This is a genomic window from Niabella yanshanensis, assembly GCF_034424215.1.
Lineage (GTDB): Bacteria > Bacteroidota > Bacteroidia > Chitinophagales > Chitinophagaceae > Niabella > Niabella yanshanensis.
This window is the reverse complement of record NZ_CP139960.1, coordinates 4,831,211-4,847,086: the sequence shown is the minus strand read 5'-3', so window position 1 is coordinate 4,847,086 and position 15,876 is coordinate 4,831,211. Positions and strand designations below refer to the sequence as shown.

Below are 15,876 nucleotides of genomic sequence, written 5' to 3'. Positions count from 1 at the left end.
GTCGCCATCTAAGCGACGGCTTTTTACTTTATAGGCGGTAAGAACATTATCAGAACTAAAAAAGCCAGGCTTGATGGCCTGGCTTCAGTATAGCTGGTGAAGTAAATTTACTTATTTAAGCGCTTTAATAATCTCAATAAAATCCAAAGCTACTAATGACGCACCTCCTACAAGGCCGCCATCCACATCAGGAGAAGCAAAGATTTCCTTTGCATTATTGGCTTTTACACTACCGCCATATAAGATAGATATTTCATTGGCTACGTCGGCACCATATTGTGCAGCCAGCACCGAACGAAGGTGTGCATGCATTTCCTGGGCCTGCTCGGTAGAAGCAGTTTTACCCGTGCCTATTGCCCAGATGGGTTCGTAAGCAATTACTACTTTTTGAACATCTTCAGCAGATAAATGGAATAAAGACTCCTTCAGTTGCGTTTCTACAAAACTGTTCTGGGTGTTCGCCTCCCTGATATCCAAAGACTCGCCACAGCAGAAAATCGGAGTCATATCTTTTTCCAGTAAAAGATTCACTTTCTCAGCCAATACCTGGTTCGTTTCACCAAAGTACTCTCTTCTTTCGCTATGACCTATAATGCAATGCTTGATATGGATGGAATCTAACATATCTACAGACACTTCACCGGTGTAAGCACCTGATTTTTTATTGCTGCAGTTTTGCGCTGCTATATAATAATTCTTTAAAGTAGTTGTTTTTTCCTTTGCCATGATCAGGTAAGGAAAAGGAACCGCGAAAATAACTTCATGGTTTTCTTTACTTCCCAGGTCGTTTTCTAAAATACCTGCCAGCAACTGTTGTCCTTCTGTATAAGTTAAATTCATTTTCCAGTTTGCTGCCGCAATTTGCTTTCTCATTTTTAAAAATTGTTTTTATCGTTTATTGTAAAGTTCTGTCAATATATTTTTTTGTGCGTCACTTAACACTCCTCCCTTTAACCGCATCCAGGCATCGGCATCTTTTAGCGCTTTATCCAGCTTGTATACACATTCCTCGTGCTTGAGTACACCTTCTTCTCTGTAGCGCCGGGGTAAACCGCCCGATCCTGATTCGAATCCCCAGCTAAAATTAGGAATTATTTTCGGAGTGAGTCCGTTTCCAAACACATGAGCGCTCACGCCCACCCATGTTCCTGTATTAATAGATGTATTAATGGCGGTGCGGCTAAAATCACCCATAAGTACCCCTCCTTTTTTCTGACCGGTCACAATAATAGCATCAGGTAACTGATAGTCAACATTGCCGATATTATTCTTCATATTGCTGCTACTGGTGCCTGCGCCGAAATTACACCACTCCCCTATCACCGAATCGCCGATATAGCCATCATGTCCTTTATTCGAGTTGGCGAAGAATACCGTATTCTTCACCTCCCCGCCTATTACACAACCCGGACCAATAGTAGTTGCCCCATAAATAGCCGCCCCCATTTTCACTACTGCATGCGCTCCAATATAGATAGGCCCGCGTAAGCAAACTCCTTCCATCACCTGTGCGTTTTTAGCTATAAAAATAGGACCTTCCTCCGCATTGAGTATAGCATGCCTTACAACGGCGCCTTTTTCGATGAAAATATTTTCGGGGGCTATTAACCTGTTGGAGGGATCAACCGGTTGAAGAACGCAGTTTTGCTTCAATACCTCATAATCATACAATAATGCCTCCTTGTTAAACAGGTTGATTTGTGTAACAGTCTCAAGCAGTTTAAAATCTGATGGTTCCAGGCTGGCTATGGGCCGAAGGCTCTCCAGATCTGCTGATTGCATTATACAGCCCGCCAGCATTTTATTATCCTCCGCAATAACAGACTGGCCGGGCCGCAGCATCTTTATCTGTTCAACCAGTTCTTTACAGGGCAATAGATTGGCAGCTATAATATACTTGACAACACCATTGGCAATTGCTTCTAAAGAGACTGATGGAAAAAACTCAGACAACCGGTCATCTTTTAAATCAACGGAAGATAGTTCCAGAAGTTGCTCCCATTTTTCACGTATGGTTAATGCACCCACCCTGAAATCCTGCACCTTTCTTGTAAAAATAAATGGTTGCAGAAAAGTCAGATCGCAATAAGCGGGAGCAAAAGCAATAACAGGTTTCATATTGAAGGTTCTAAGATACGCATTTGCAGCGGAAGCATAGCAAGAGTACCTGCAAGAAAAAACCTCCGCAAAAGCGGAGGTTTTTGATAAAATAAATTCCCGGGGAACAATTATTTTTTCGCGTATTTCTTTTTGAATTTATCGATACGACCTGCTGTATCAACGAGCATGTTTTTACCGGTAAAGAAAGGGTGAGAAGTACTGGAGATCTCCAATTTAATTACCGGATACTCGTTACCATCTTCCCATTTAATAGTTTCTTTAGAATTTGCAGTAGACTTTCCTAAAAAGGCATCACCATTACTCATGTCTTTAAACACAACAAAACGGTAATTTTCAGGATGGAGACCTTGTTTCATAACTGTATGATTTTTAAGGTTGTACGGATTTTGCCGTACAAATTATTTAATAAAATTAACCTCTGAATTACGTCAAAGGAGTGCAAAGGTACGATAAATTTGTGATTCAAGCCTTAAGATTTGAGATTTTGCCTTACGCATCTTTAGAGTGATCTTGTCATAATTCACTATTCACTATTCACCATTCCCTTCTTTGCCCTAACTTCTCATATTTTCCACCTGCAGGGGTATGTCTAATCCCCACCCTTTGGATGCCTGTATTACTTCCTGCAAGTCATCAATTTTTTTACCGGTAACCCTCACCAGGTCATCATTGATTGACGCCTGTACTTTTAAACCGGCGTCCTTGATATGCTTGATGATCTTTTTCGCATCTTCCTGTTTTAACCCGTTTCGAACCTGGATCTCTTTTTTCCAGGCCTTCCCGATCATGCTTCCCTCTTTGCTCAAATCAAATGCTTCGGGAGAAATACCTTGTTTATGGGCGCGATTCACCAATACATCGATCAATTGCTTCATCTTCATATCGTCCTCCGTCTCTACCTTGAGCGTATAATTCTTCTTATCCAGGTCTATTACCAGGTGAGATCCTTTAAAGTCAAAGCGGTTAGCGATTTCTTTACTTACAACATTTACAGCGTTATCTAACGCCTGTGCATCTACCTTACTTACAAAATCAAATGATGGCATAAAATTGCTCCTGTTTTTAAAATTAATAATGGCAGCCGGTTGGCAAAGATACAATACAAACTTCGTGCAAATGAATGCATTCTCCTAAATTTGAATCTATAACCATAAGCATATGATCATCGATTTCCGGTCAGATACCGTTACCCGCCCGACTCCCGCCATGTTAGAAGCTATGATCAAAGCCAAAGTAGGCGATGATGTTTTTGGTGAAGACCCAACGGTAAATGAGCTGGAGCAAATGGCCGCTGCCTTATTTGGTAAAGAAGCCGCTTTATTTTGTCCGAGCGGCACTATGACCAACCAGATTGCTATCAAATGCCATACGCAACCCGGCGATGAAGTGATCTGTGATGCCGATGCCCATATTTATCAATATGAAGGTGGTGGTATTGCAGCCAATTCGGGCGCTTCTGTTAAGTTGTTACCTGGAGATAGAGGACGTATCAATGCATTACAGGTGGAGGAAGCCATTCAGCCCGATGATGTACACCGTCCGCGCACCAGCCTGGTTTGTGTAGAAAATACCAGCAACCGCGGTGGCGGCAGCTGCTATAACTTTGATGAGTTAATAAAGATTAAAGCAGTGTGTGACCATAACGGGCTGCCGTTTCATATAGATGGAGCCAGGTTATTTAATGCTTTGGTAGCAAAAAATGAAACACCCCGCCAATACGGGGATTTGTTCGATAGTCTTTCGATCTGCCTGTCTAAAAGCCTGGGGTGCCCGGTGGGCAGCTTGTTGCTGGGAGATACCCACTTTATAAAAAAGGCAAAGCGTGTAAGAAAACTATTCGGCGGCGGTATGCGCCAGGCGGGTTACATGGCCGCAGCGGGCATTTATGCCTTGGAAAACAATATCGCAAGACTAAGCGAAGATCACCTCCATGCGAAAATGATAGGAGACGCATTAAAGACACAGAACTACGTGGAAACGGTGATGCCGGTAGAAACCAATATTGTCATTTTTGAAACAAAAGGGGTAAGCGCTAAAAACCTGGTAGTTCTATTAAAAGAACATTCGATCCTTGCCTATGCAATCGCACCCACTAAAGTGAGGCTGGTATTGCACCTGGATATTACAAAGGAGATGGCAACAAGGATGATTGAGATAATAAACTTTTTAAAGTTCTACTAACATCAAAATATTATCTTCAACTCTTCATTCAATTTAAAAAAACAAACTATTTATATGCTACCAACCATTAATCCGGCAAAAACAAAAGCCTGGAAGCAATTATTAAGTCATGCTGAAGAAGCAAAGCAATGGAATATGCGTCAGTTATTTTCGGAAGATGCGCAGCGCGCGGCCAGTTTTTCTTTGCAACATGGTGATATTTATTTCGACTATTCCAAGAACAAGATCAGCGCAAAGACCTTACAGCTGTTATTATCACTGGCAGAGCAAACGGAGCTACCTGCAGCGATCAAATCTATGTTTGGCGGCGATAAGATCAACCAGACTGAAAACAGATCAGTACTACATATTGCCTTAAGAAACTTCGGCAACAAAGCCATTAAAAGCGGCGGCAAAGATGTAATGCCGGAGGTAAGAGCCGTACAAAATAAAATGAAAGCTTTTTGCGAGGCCATTCATTCGGGTAAACATGTAGGCTACACCGGTAAGAAAATAAAGTCCATTGTTAACATCGGCATTGGAGGTAGCGATCTCGGGCCATTAATGGTAACTGAAGCATTAAAGCCTTATACGGTAAAAGGAATTGAAGCTTTCTTTGTTTCAAATGTAGATGGCACCCATATTGCAGAAACCCTAAAAAAAGTAAATCCAGAAACCACTTTATTCCTCATTGCTTCCAAAACCTTTACCACGCAGGAAACGATGACGAACGCTTTAACGGCCCGCGACTGGTTCCTGAAAAAAGCAAAAGATCCCCGGCATGTGGCGAAGCATTTTGCAGCTTTAAGCACCAACAGCACAGCTGTTGAAAAATTCGGCATCGATATCAATAATATGTTTGAGTTCTGGGATTGGGTTGGTGGCCGTTATTCTTTATGGAGCGCTATTGGCTTATCTATTGCCTTAACCATTGGTTATGATAATTTTGAAGAATTACTAAAGGGCGCTTACGACGCAGACGAACATTTTAAAACCACCAGGAAACTGGAAAAAAATATCCCCGTTATTATGGCCTTGGTAGGACTTTGGAACACCACCTTCCAGGGAGCGCAATCGGAGGCTATTTTACCTTACGACCAATACCTGCACCGTTTTGCCGCCTATTTCCAGCAGGGCAATATGGAGAGCAATGGTAAAAGCATAGACCGCAGCGGCAAGAAAGTCACTTATCAAACAGGTCCGATTATCTGGGGTGAACCCGGTACTAATGGCCAACATGCGTTTTACCAACTGATACACCAGGGCACCGAACTTATACCCTGCGACTTTATAGCACCTGCTCAAACACATAATCCCATTGGCGACCACCACGAAAAGCTGTTAAGCAATTTCTTTGCACAAACAGAAGCTTTAATGAACGGTAAAAACCTGGCTGAAGTAAAAGCTGAATTAAAGCAACAGGGACTGGATGCGGCGGCGATCAATAAACTGGCGCCTTTTAAAGTGTTTGAAGGCAATAAACCCACCAACTCTTTTCTAATTAAAAAGATCACACCATTTACCCTGGGTCAGTTGATTGCTTTTTATGAGCACAAAATATTTGTTCAAGGTGTTATCTTCAACATTTTCAGCTTTGATCAATGGGGAGTAGAACTAGGTAAACAACTGGCTAATAAAATATTACCCGAGTTACAAAACAGCGATAAAGTAACCAGCCACGATAGCAGTACCAATACTTTGATCAATTTATACAAGAAGCTAAGATAAGAACGGCATTTGTTCTGCTAAAAGCTGGTTGCCCCAAGGTAACCAGCTTTTTTTTAAAATGAAAACTTTTGTGTAATACGAGGCCTTTTTGCATCATGACGGAAACTAGTATATGAAAATACTTACTTCCTTGCTTTTTTTCTTCATTTCGGTTGCTTCCTTTGCTCAAAACAGCCTGACGCAAATCACTCCGGCAATCACCTCTTCTTTCAATGCAGAACCAGAAAACTGGCTGGATACCACCAACATGTACAATAGCAGATATGGTTCTGTTGCCAGGCTAACACAGGATAATATGCCCTGCATTATGCCGTATGCAGCTACTGTTCCTATTCCAAATGCAGCTAAAAGAAGATCAACGCCGCAGGAAATCCCTAATTTCTGGAAATTCAAAAGGCCACAAAATTTCCCGGGCAAACAAATACCCCTTCCGGAAAGTTTACAAAAACCCCGATCATTTAAGTCGTCCGGAATATGGAAACAGGAAATACTGGCGGCGAAGCCTATCCCTGGGATCGAAAACCAAATTAAGTTTCCCGTGAAAGACAGGAATCCCAAACAACCTTAACCTGCAAATAAATATTCGATATGCCGTTGCCTAACCTTGCTGAAAGCAAATTGCAGTTGATGATTTTCACAGCCCTGTCCGCTTATTCACAGCAGCTCGGGATGATAGCAGTAAAATGCGAATCAAGGGTTGGAGGCAGAAAAATGTCACCCTGAGCTTGCCGAATGGGACATTTTTCTCCAGCAGGCTTCGTCAAGCTCAGCCCAACAGTCTGTTAGATCAAATAAAATTTCATACCCTTGATTCGTATGATAAAGCAACAGGTATCTGTATGACAGTACATGATGAATGTAACCAGCAAGCCGACATCATTGAACAAAATAAAACTCACCTACCCAAGGCCCGAATATTACAATAGCGTTTGCAATATGCTCTTGAGTTCTCTCACACCCTCGGTTGCAGGCCTTTCTATAGTCATCAAATTAGACACTAATTTTACAGAAGGTATATTTTTGTCAATTACAAATTTGGGGCTATGAAAGGGAGCTATATCAATTAAGCCTGCTGCAGGGTATACTACCAACGAAGTGCCGATCACGACCAAGATATCAGCCTTTCTGGTAATAGCTATTGCTTTTTCGATCATGGGTACAGCTTCGCCAAACCAAACAATATCAGGCCGTAACTGGCCCCCATCCGCTGCCAGATCTCCCAGCCTTATATCGCTTTTTATCTCGAAAGAAGGTGATAGCGATTTTACACTACGCATCTTAAATATCTCGCCATGTAAATGGGTTACATGAGATGAGCCACCCCGCTCATGTAAGTCATCAATATTCTGGGTAATAATCTGTACATCGAACCATTCCTCTAATTCGGCAAGCCCTGTATGAGCTGCATTAGGCATGGCTTCCAAAGCCTGCTTCCGGCGCATATTATAAAAATCAAGTACCAATCCAGGATTTCGCTTCCAGCCCTCCGGCGAAGCAACTTCAGTAACATCATATCCCTCCCATAAACCGTCACTATCCCTGAAAGTACGGATTCCGCTTTCTGCGCTAATACCTGCTCCTGTTAGTACCGCCAGCTTTTTCTTCATACAACAAAGTTATGTTCAAAAAATACTGGTTTCTTAGTATGGAAATAAACCTGGTTAACTTTTATTTTTGCCCGGTTTAATTTATTACCCTTAAACTGAATGAAAATGCGAAAACTCTTAATGATGGCCTTTGTAGGCCTGGCGCTCTTTTCCTGTTCCAAAAAAGACAAAGTGGATAGTAACGAGGAGCCCCGGATTAACCCCATTCCCGGCCTGGGTGACAACCCGGGTGATATTCCCGGCACCGCCTTTGTACTTCCTCAGGGTATTGTGCTCGAAGGTACTATTACAGGCGAAAGCCTCAATCCTCTTTGTAAAGAAGTTGGAACCGGCAGGTTTGTTGACGTTTACCTTATTCTTAAAAACACTGCATCAACTGCTGTCAACGTCACACTTCCTGCTGGCTTAACGCTTCAATCGGTTAGCGGTGAAGACCAGAACGGTATTTTAGCCGACAGTTACGATATCAGTATAGCGCAGGGTACGGCATGCATTGTAAAACTAAATGCATATTGTGCCAATGCCTCCAAACATCCTTCCAGTTACACATCCCGTTATACCTTCGGGCCTATATGTAATGCACCGGCTATAACATACCTGTTAAAGCTGCTTAAAAATAAAGACCTTAGCAAGGATGAGGATCATTCGACCCAGGGTATTATCTGGATGATAACAGATAATGGTACTGACCCCGAACATTCAGGCACTGTATGGAAACTGGTGAAAGAACGGATAGCCCTTTTGCCCAATAAGTAAACGACCAAGAGATACAAAAAGCCGGTGCATTTATAGTACCGGCTTTTTTATTGACTGCAGTAAACTAACCCTGGAAAGCTGCTACAGCAGTCCGTCTATTGACCGAAGGCATATAGCAATAATAATGTCCGGGGTATTTATGGATTCCTTTTTTCAGATATCCAGCGCCCGCGGCTTCGTTTTACAATAAAAATTATTAATATCGTTATGCTCCAAATGGGCCAGGCGGTTACAAAAGCAATAAAGATCTCACTCAACATTGTGGCTCCATTTTTTATTGCCCTGCCGGTCCGCTCCCAAAAACCCGGATTTATATTTAATCTTTATTTCCGCTATCGGGCTCGAAATAAGTAAGATTGATGGTACTATAGCTTACCTGCCCTGAAAGCTGCGCCAGGCGTGCTTCTGCAGATTCAATATCTTCCTGGATATTATTGATCTCCTGCTGTATTTTTAATACATCTTCTATTTTACCAGCCTTACTTAAAAACTCAAGATACCTACCTCTGGTGGTGTTCCTGGTTTCAAGTCTTGCCCGGGTATCTATAATTTCACTGGTAATATCTTCAGAACTGATATTCTTCTGCAGTTGCTTAACTTCTTTTACAAGAACAATCACCCGGATATGAAAGCGCTGGTGGTTTGTCCTACTACGCTTATTTATAACTGGGAGAATGAGATCAAGAAATTTGCGCCATGTATAACTTGTAGCCAGTTCAGCTATTAAACTATCAAATAGCTCAACCGGAACCTTGATGATCATTGTGGCCTGAGCATTATTATCTTCTTTAAAAATATAGGCGTTATATTTATTTAGCAGTTTTCGCACATAATGATTGTAATTTTTGTTGCTTTAACCTCGTGAATTAAATTAGCGGTTCTAATAATCTGCTTAGTCTTTTCCGGCGTCGGCATATTTTCATGAACCAAAAAATCTTTTTCGTTAGACGAAACTTTTGACATCGTCTTCATTTCTCCCGGCTCATTTTTTTGAAGAGCTGCATCCTGAAGTGCTGGTGCAGAGGTTACACTTGCTGCAGGCAATGCTTCATTTCGATCTGTAGCCCTGCTGCAACTCATAAAAATCAGGGACCAGGCAAACAATAGGTAAAAAATTGATTTCATTGGTTCATTTTGGATTTAGAAAATGCTATATACTATTCGTTGACCTTTTGTATATTGCCATTAGATGAAAACTACTAATGACTATTGTTAATCATCAAGCCGGCCACCAAGGTTCTTTGCCGCTTTTATAAGATCTGTAAATTCCGACCTATATCCATTTTCATCGATACCTTTGGCGGTTTTGGCTATAGCCAGCGCCTGCTCATAGCTTGCTTTGCTTTTATATTCGGAATTCCTTAGCACCATGCCAAACTCTGCCACAGATGCTGCCAACCTGAAATTCTCACTGGCATCCTTCCAATCCCCATCATTATCGGGAACAGCGATAGTCATTTTCCGGCTTTCCTCTTCATCGGCTTTTTTATACCGGAGCTTCACCGTAAGTAATTCTTTTGAGTTATGGCCTGACACACTGCCGGTCTTCTGATATTTTAAATGATCTACAGTTTTTACAAAATCGCTCTTCACGCTTACGGGGATTACTTCATACAATGCAGTTACCGTATGTCCTGCACCTATTTCACCTGCATCTTTTTGATCGTCGTTAAAATCTTCTTTATTTAACATGCGGTTTTCGTATCCAATCAATCGATAAGCCTGTACTTTGGCCGGATTAAACTCCACCTGTACTTTCACATCTTTTGCAATAGTGAAAAGAGTGCCGCTCATCTCATTTACCAAAACCTTTTTTGCTTCCTGTAATCCGTCGATATAATAATGATTCCCATTACCTTTATCGGCTAGTTGTTGCATATTGCTATCCTGGTAATTTCCTGTACCAAATCCTAATACAGACAGGAACACACCGCTTTCCCGTTCCTTTTCAATCAGGCGCAACAATTCATCTTCACTACTCACACCTACATTAAAATCTCCATCGGTTGCTATAATTACCCGGTTGTTGCCATTCTTCTTGAAATGCTTACGGGCAACTTTGTAAGCCAGCTGAATACCCTCACCACCTGCAGTTGAGCCTCCGGCTTCAAGCTTATCAATAGCTTCTTCGATATCCGATCTGTCAGCCCCACTCGTTGAGGGTAGCGCTAAACCAGCACTACCTGCGTAGGTAACAATGGAAACATTATCGTCCTCCTGCAAATTCTTTGTAAGCATTAATAATGACTTTTTCAGTAAGGGCAGCTTGTCCTCATCCTGCATAGATCCTGAAACATCGATCAAAAAAACAAGATTCGAAGAAGGTAGTTCCTCCTTCTCTATCTCTTTTCCTTTAAGGGCAATATGCACTAACTGATGATTTTCGTTCCACGGGCAACCCGCAACTTCTGTTATTACATTAAAAAGATGGTCGCCTGAAGGTTGTTGATAATCGTAATCAAAATAATTGATCATTTCTTCTATGCGAACCGCTCCTGCGGGCGGTAACTGGCCGCTATTTAAAAAACACCTTACATTGCTGTAAGCGGCTTTATCCACATCAACTGAAAAAGTAGATAGTGGCTGGTCGAGGGCTGTAGTAAAACTGTTTTCGGTTATATGAGCATAAGCTTCTCCACTAAAGTCTTTTTCCTGATGCTGCGGCGCAACCTGGTCCGCTATCGCCTCCACTGCCACTTCAGAAGTCCTGTTTTTGTAGGATTGATTACAGGCATAGCCCAGCCAGGGCAATATTACTATTGCAAAAATGAGTTTTTTCATAAAATTGTATTAGTGCTTATTAAAGTTTATTGTTAACTGAAGAATCTGTTTTTAAATAGGTATTTCCTTTTGTAAAACCGTGCTGACTGACGAATTTCTTAAATTGCTCTTTATCGGGTTTTACGGGCAAAGCTTTTCCGCTGTCCTGTTGAACGTGGGTGATATGCTCCATTATCTTCACTTCATTTGCAGTTTCTATATTAGCGAGATTGATTACATTATCCCTGAATGAAAGCCTGGTGACCCACCACATATTATCTTCCATTTTATAGTTCAGGTAATAGTCGTCGCCCTCTGCCTTAAGCAATTGGTGTGGGTCGGCCAGGTTAAATACAGTATCAATATACCGATACCCGGTAAATGAAGAATCGGTAATCCTGGTTATCTTATATTTTCGATTAGCCTCGCATAATGTATCTCCTTTTAGCGCTGCACCTGTATGTAACTGGCTTACCATTACCGTATCTTCAGTTAACCTAACGGCAAAAATCAAACCCGGGGTTATAAACAATTCCTTCTCATTATCATAGTCCCAATAACGCCCCGTAAGGTCATTGGGAATCTCTTTTAAAATATCATTCGTGGCAGGTTGAGGTTCTTCAAATACTACGGTGTTACAGGCAATAAGCAGCCCCGGCAATATTGCTATTGCAAAAAATAAGCGTTTCATTATGTAAGTTTTTAATAATTAAAAGCTGTGGCCAGCCTCAGGCAGTAAGCAAAATTGATGTCAATTCCGGACATTCACATCAGTATGCTAATGGCTTATCTGACTTTTTGATCAGATACTTCTTAATACCATTTCCGTAAAAATGGTAATCCATAAAATTTGTTAAGGATTGGTAAAAGATCAAAAAAATAAAAACTCTTATTGTCTATGTATGATTACATCAAAGCCTGGTGCAATATGGCCAAACATTCCTGATGGAATCATTTATACTAAAGGTGAGTTACCGTAGATCTTAGCAGTACCTGCCATGCTTCTGCTATTTTCCCGGCGGCTATAAGACGGGCAGCATACTGGTGTATGGCTTCAGGACGATCAGTTGCGTTAGCCAGCAACAGATTGAATTGCGTGTCTGAAAATTCAGGCTGTTGTTGAGGCAGTATTTCTACATTGGCAAGAATGCCCAGGTCGTTGCCGGTAAGCACTTTACTATTACGGATAGATTCAGGTAATGCATCAAAGCCGATGCCCAGCTTCACATTAGGCTTTTCGACTTCAAATAGATTGGTTTCATCAACTTTGCAATACCAGTTACCGCCAAGACGCGCTACATGTTTCAATTTCCGTTGATCGATCCTGCCATTACCATCCACAATACTTTCATCCAAATGTATTTGCAACACCTCGCATATAACCAGGTTTCCGGCCCCTCCTTTATCCCCCAGGGATTTCACTTCCAGTACCTTGCATTCCATTTTTGCTTTGCTTTCTTTCACCAGCGGAGGGCTTATCAGCTGAGCGGGCTGCATGGCAAAACCGGCTTTTTCGAATTCGGAAATGTCTTTACCATATTCACAACTTGCAAGAGAAGTTTGCTGCACCATGTCATAATCGACGATATTAATCGCTACTTCAGGGACCTCCAGTACATTTTCCAATGTATGCTTAATAGTATTATCCCGCACCCTGCGCGAAGGACTGAACACGACTATGGCAGGGTCGGTAGAGAACAAGTTAAAAAAACTAAACGGGCTTAGATTAACCCGGCCGGCCTTATCGATAGTACTTGCGAAACATATGGGCCGCGGCGCAATAATATGCTGCAGGTAATACTGTTTATCAATTGTGCTGAGTTGTTGTAAATCTAAGATCATAACTTAACCGCCAAGGCGCAAGGCCGCAAGGAATTAATAATTGTTAACCATTCTTTTAAAGCCATCTTTCAATAATACTACATTAAAATTCACCAGGAAACCCAGTCGCTTATCAAACAGTTTAAGATAAGACAACAGCTGTGCCTGGTGAACAGGATGAAGCAGATCAACAGCCTTGGCTTCTCTAACTATTTCATTTTCCACTAATACATCTATATAGAAATCTTTTCCTGTTTCGTGACCTTTGTACATAAGTAGAACTTTCACCTGATACTGCACAAATATGTGTCTAAGCTGTAACTCTTTTACCAATGCAAATTCATAAACGGATTCAAGCAACCCAGGGCCCAATTGCTTATGTATTTCCAGACATGCAATAAAAATCTGGTTGGCCAGATACGCATATCTTATTTTATCCATGGCGTTTTTCTTAGCATTATCGCGGTTAAACGATTTATGACTTCTTTAATGCTAAAATACTCCAATCCGGACATTTAACAATAAGTATATTTCTTAAAATTCTCAGGCTCCTCCCTACTTTCCTTGCGGCCTTACGCCATTATGGTGTTTCTTCGCGTCATCGCGGTTAAGCAATTACCACTTCTTCTTTGCTAAGATACTCCAATCCTTACGCTCCGCAATAATAGTATTTTTTAATACTCCCAGCCCCTCTATTTCCATTACCACTTCATCGCCCTCCTGCAGCCATTGTTCTTTGTACCCCGGATCATTCAACTTCCCGGTTCCATTGAGCTCTAAAAAACAGCCGGTGCCCACAGTACCACTCCCGATAACATCTCCGGGATATAGATCCACACCATAAGAAGCCCTTTCAATGATCTCTGCAAAGGTCCAATCCATATCACCGAGATTCCCTTCGCTTACCTGCACACCGTTTACACTACAGGCCATTTTCAAGTTCCAGTTTTTGCCAGTGTGATTTTTCTTGGCTGCTATTTCAAAATCGCTGAGCTCATCCAATGTTACCAGCCATGGCCCAATAACCGTTGCAAAATCCTTTCCCTTCGCAGGTCCCAGGTTTAATAACATTTCCTCCATTTGTAACGTACGCGCACTCAAATCATTCATGATCATCAAACCGGCAATATGCTTATCAGCATCAGCTGCTTTGATATTACGACCGGGTTTCCCGATAACAATAGCTGCTTCCAGTTCAAAATCAAGCTTCTGAAAATGATCGGGCATACACCTGATGGCTCCCGGGCCCTGAATGCTGTTATGATTGGTAAAATAGAATATGGGATAAGCATCAAACTCCGGTATCATGGGTACTTTACGATTACGGCGGGCGGCAGCTACATGTTGCCTGAAAGCATACCCATCCCGGCAGGAGGCAGGGTGCGGCACCGGCGCTAACAGCTGAACATTATCCGAACCGAGCCTGTCCCATAACTTGCCCGATACAATTTCATCATGAACAGCCATCAGGCGCGGATACAACTCCTCCCATTGGTTCAATAAGCCCGGCATAGTACCGGGCATTTCCATCCCGCTTGTTGGATAAATATATTGACCCAGCAATATCCCACATTGTTCATGCCCGTTATGCATATAAGATACCAGTTTCATATTCTTGTTTTTAATGAACCATTTCTACTTTTCGCATCAACAGCTTTCTAAATTTCTGCAGAATCGGAGCAATATCCTCCAGCCTGCAGGTACCCACACTTAACCTGAACCATTGATCAGCTTTCCTGGCACCAAAGGCCGAAAACGGGATCACAGCAATGCCCTCATCCAGCAGCTCGTTAAAAATATCACCGGGGATATCTACTTTTACAGTGAGGTAAATGGAAGCCTGCGGCGCTATTACTTCAACCGGAAGCCCTTCCTGCTTTAATGCCATCAGACCAGTATAAATATCTTCAAGACGGCGGGCGATCTTTCGTTTAAAGTTATACAGATATTCTTCTACACCAGACAAATCATTAAAGAAAACTGCCAATGCTTTTTGTTCGGCCATAGGCGCCCATGCGCCTACATGACTTAAGACCGTTTTCATTTTACCGATTATTTCTTGCGGACCATATCCCCAACCGACACGTACACCGGTGGCCGCAAAATTTTTACTTACAGCATCTGTAAAAATGGTATACGCTTTCATTGCCGGGCAAACAGAAACCGGGTCTGTATGCTTCGCTGAATTTTGTACGAGCAGATTATAAATATGATCATACAGCACATATATCTTTTTCTCATCATCCCCCCGCCTGCTATTCTCTTTAACAATCATATCGCTGATGGCTTTCATCTGCTCCTGTGTATAACAGGCTCCCGTCGGATTTTGGGGCGAGCATAAGGCCAGTAAAACAGCGTCTTTCAGATGCGGCCGGATATCTTCGGCAGTCGGCATAAAATTATTATCTGCCGAAGTTTCGATAGCACAGCCCTGCGCACCACTCAGCTGCACATAGTAATGATTATTCCAGGACGGAACGGGGTAGATCACTTTGTCGCCTCTGTCAACAATGGTTTGATAAGCTGCAAAAATCAGCGGCCGTCCTCCGGATGCTACCAATATCTCAGCAGGCGTATAATACAGGTTTTGAAAATGACGTATAAAGGCTGACAATTGTTCCCTCAAATCTGCATTGCCCTCAGGAGCGGGGTAATTGGTTTGCTTATTTTGATAAGCTTCTATAATCGCGTCTTCCAGTAATTGGGGTATTGGAAACAGTAAGGGCGAAAAATCACCAATGGTCAGGTTATAGATCTGCTCTCCTTTGTTGATGCGTTCCCTGATGGCATTACCTATAGCCAGTGGTGCCGGGGCCGGCATCGTTTCTGCTAATTGTGAAAGTTTCATTTTAAATGTAAATGTTTATAGTTCATAGTTGATAGGGGGCGAACTTCGCAAGCCTTCTTCATCTGCTAAACTCAA

17 protein-coding genes are annotated in these 15,876 nt (G+C 42.1%); 4 read left to right on the top strand and 13 right to left on the bottom strand.

Going from position 1 to position 15,876, the window contains the following annotated elements; all coding sequences use genetic code 11:
• Positions 1 to 111: 111 nt before the first annotated feature.
• From tpiA to U0035_RS20160, 4 genes are all read right to left on the bottom strand, one after another.
• On the bottom strand, positions 112 to 873 hold the full coding sequence (gene tpiA, locus U0035_RS20175; RefSeq protein WP_114790741.1) for a triose-phosphate isomerase: 762 nt from the start codon (positions 871 to 873) through the stop codon (positions 112 to 114).
• A gap of 15 nt (positions 874 to 888) precedes the next feature.
• Entirely contained in the window at positions 889 to 2,118 is a 1,230-nt protein-coding gene (locus U0035_RS20170; RefSeq protein WP_114790740.1) for a putative sugar nucleotidyl transferase, read from the bottom strand.
• Between the two features lie 110 nt (positions 2,119 to 2,228).
• Positions 2,229 to 2,477: a type B 50S ribosomal protein L31 gene (locus U0035_RS20165; RefSeq protein WP_114790739.1), complete on the bottom strand. Its 249-nt coding sequence runs from the start codon at positions 2,475 to 2,477 to the stop codon at positions 2,229 to 2,231.
• Positions 2,478 to 2,675: 198 nt separating this feature from the next.
• Positions 2,676 to 3,167, bottom strand: a complete 492-nt coding sequence (locus tag U0035_RS20160; RefSeq protein WP_114790738.1) for a YajQ family cyclic di-GMP-binding protein — start codon at positions 3,165 to 3,167, stop codon at positions 2,676 to 2,678.
• A gap of 112 nt (positions 3,168 to 3,279) precedes the next feature.
• On the opposite strand from U0035_RS20160, the gene U0035_RS20155 reads away from it, so the two are divergent.
• The 3 genes from U0035_RS20155 (at position 3,280) to U0035_RS20145 (ending at position 6,577) form a co-directional block, all read left to right on the top strand.
• The gene (locus U0035_RS20155; RefSeq protein WP_114790737.1) at positions 3,280 to 4,302 is read left to right on the top strand and encodes a threonine aldolase family protein; all 1,023 of its coding nucleotides are present in this window, start codon (positions 3,280 to 3,282) and stop codon (positions 4,300 to 4,302) included.
• A gap of 54 nt (positions 4,303 to 4,356) precedes the next feature.
• Positions 4,357 to 6,009, top strand: coding sequence for a glucose-6-phosphate isomerase (pgi, locus tag U0035_RS20150; protein WP_114790736.1), 1,653 nt, complete (start codon positions 4,357 to 4,359; stop codon positions 6,007 to 6,009).
• A 112-nt stretch (positions 6,010 to 6,121) separates the two neighbouring features.
• The gene (locus U0035_RS20145) at positions 6,122 to 6,577 is read left to right on the top strand and encodes a hypothetical protein (RefSeq protein WP_114790735.1); all 456 of its coding nucleotides are present in this window, start codon (positions 6,122 to 6,124) and stop codon (positions 6,575 to 6,577) included.
• 349 nt (positions 6,578 to 6,926) lie between these two features.
• Here the strand turns inward: U0035_RS20145 and U0035_RS20140 are convergent, their stop codons facing one another.
• Positions 6,927 to 7,616 carry an SIR2 family NAD-dependent protein deacylase gene (locus U0035_RS20140; RefSeq protein ID WP_114790733.1) on the bottom strand — a complete coding sequence of 230 codons (690 nt, stop codon included), beginning with the start codon at positions 7,614 to 7,616 and terminating at the stop codon, positions 6,927 to 6,929.
• Positions 7,617 to 7,721: 105 nt separating this feature from the next.
• On the opposite strand from U0035_RS20140, the gene U0035_RS20135 reads away from it, so the two are divergent.
• Entirely contained in the window at positions 7,722 to 8,372 is a 651-nt protein-coding gene (locus U0035_RS20135) for a hypothetical protein (protein WP_162817845.1), read from the top strand.
• A gap of 316 nt (positions 8,373 to 8,688) precedes the next feature.
• Here the strand turns inward: U0035_RS20135 and U0035_RS23080 are convergent, their stop codons facing one another.
• From U0035_RS23080 to U0035_RS20095, 8 genes are all read right to left on the bottom strand, one after another.
• A complete protein-coding gene (locus U0035_RS23080; RefSeq protein ID WP_114790731.1) occupies positions 8,689 to 9,201 on the bottom strand; it encodes a DUF4349 domain-containing protein in 513 nt (170 codons plus the stop codon).
• A complete protein-coding gene (locus U0035_RS20125) occupies positions 9,186 to 9,497 on the bottom strand; it encodes a hypothetical protein (RefSeq protein ID WP_114790730.1) in 312 nt (103 codons plus the stop codon). The genes U0035_RS23080 and U0035_RS20125 overlap by 16 nt, the downstream gene beginning before the upstream one ends.
• Positions 9,498 to 9,584: 87 nt before the next feature.
• The gene (locus U0035_RS20120; RefSeq protein WP_114790729.1) at positions 9,585 to 11,153 is read right to left on the bottom strand and encodes a vWA domain-containing protein; all 1,569 of its coding nucleotides are present in this window, start codon (positions 11,151 to 11,153) and stop codon (positions 9,585 to 9,587) included.
• Between the two features lie 19 nt (positions 11,154 to 11,172).
• Complete coding sequence (locus U0035_RS20115; RefSeq protein WP_114790728.1) at positions 11,173 to 11,823, bottom strand: hypothetical protein; 651 nt, start codon at positions 11,821 to 11,823, stop codon at positions 11,173 to 11,175.
• Positions 11,824 to 12,092: 269 nt separating this feature from the next.
• A complete protein-coding gene (locus tag U0035_RS20110) occupies positions 12,093 to 12,974 on the bottom strand; it encodes a flavin reductase family protein (RefSeq protein ID WP_114790727.1) in 882 nt (293 codons plus the stop codon).
• 33 nt (positions 12,975 to 13,007) lie between these two features.
• Positions 13,008 to 13,394: a GxxExxY protein gene (locus U0035_RS20105; protein ID WP_114790726.1), complete on the bottom strand. Its 387-nt coding sequence runs from the start codon at positions 13,392 to 13,394 to the stop codon at positions 13,008 to 13,010.
• Between the two features lie 174 nt (positions 13,395 to 13,568).
• On the bottom strand, positions 13,569 to 14,564 hold the full coding sequence (locus U0035_RS20100) for a fumarylacetoacetate hydrolase family protein (RefSeq protein ID WP_114790725.1): 996 nt from the start codon (positions 14,562 to 14,564) through the stop codon (positions 13,569 to 13,571).
• 10 nt (positions 14,565 to 14,574) lie between these two features.
• Complete coding sequence (locus U0035_RS20095) at positions 14,575 to 15,801, bottom strand: pyridoxal phosphate-dependent aminotransferase (RefSeq protein WP_114790724.1); 1,227 nt, start codon at positions 15,799 to 15,801, stop codon at positions 14,575 to 14,577.
• Between the last annotated feature and the right edge of the window lie 75 nt (positions 15,802 to 15,876).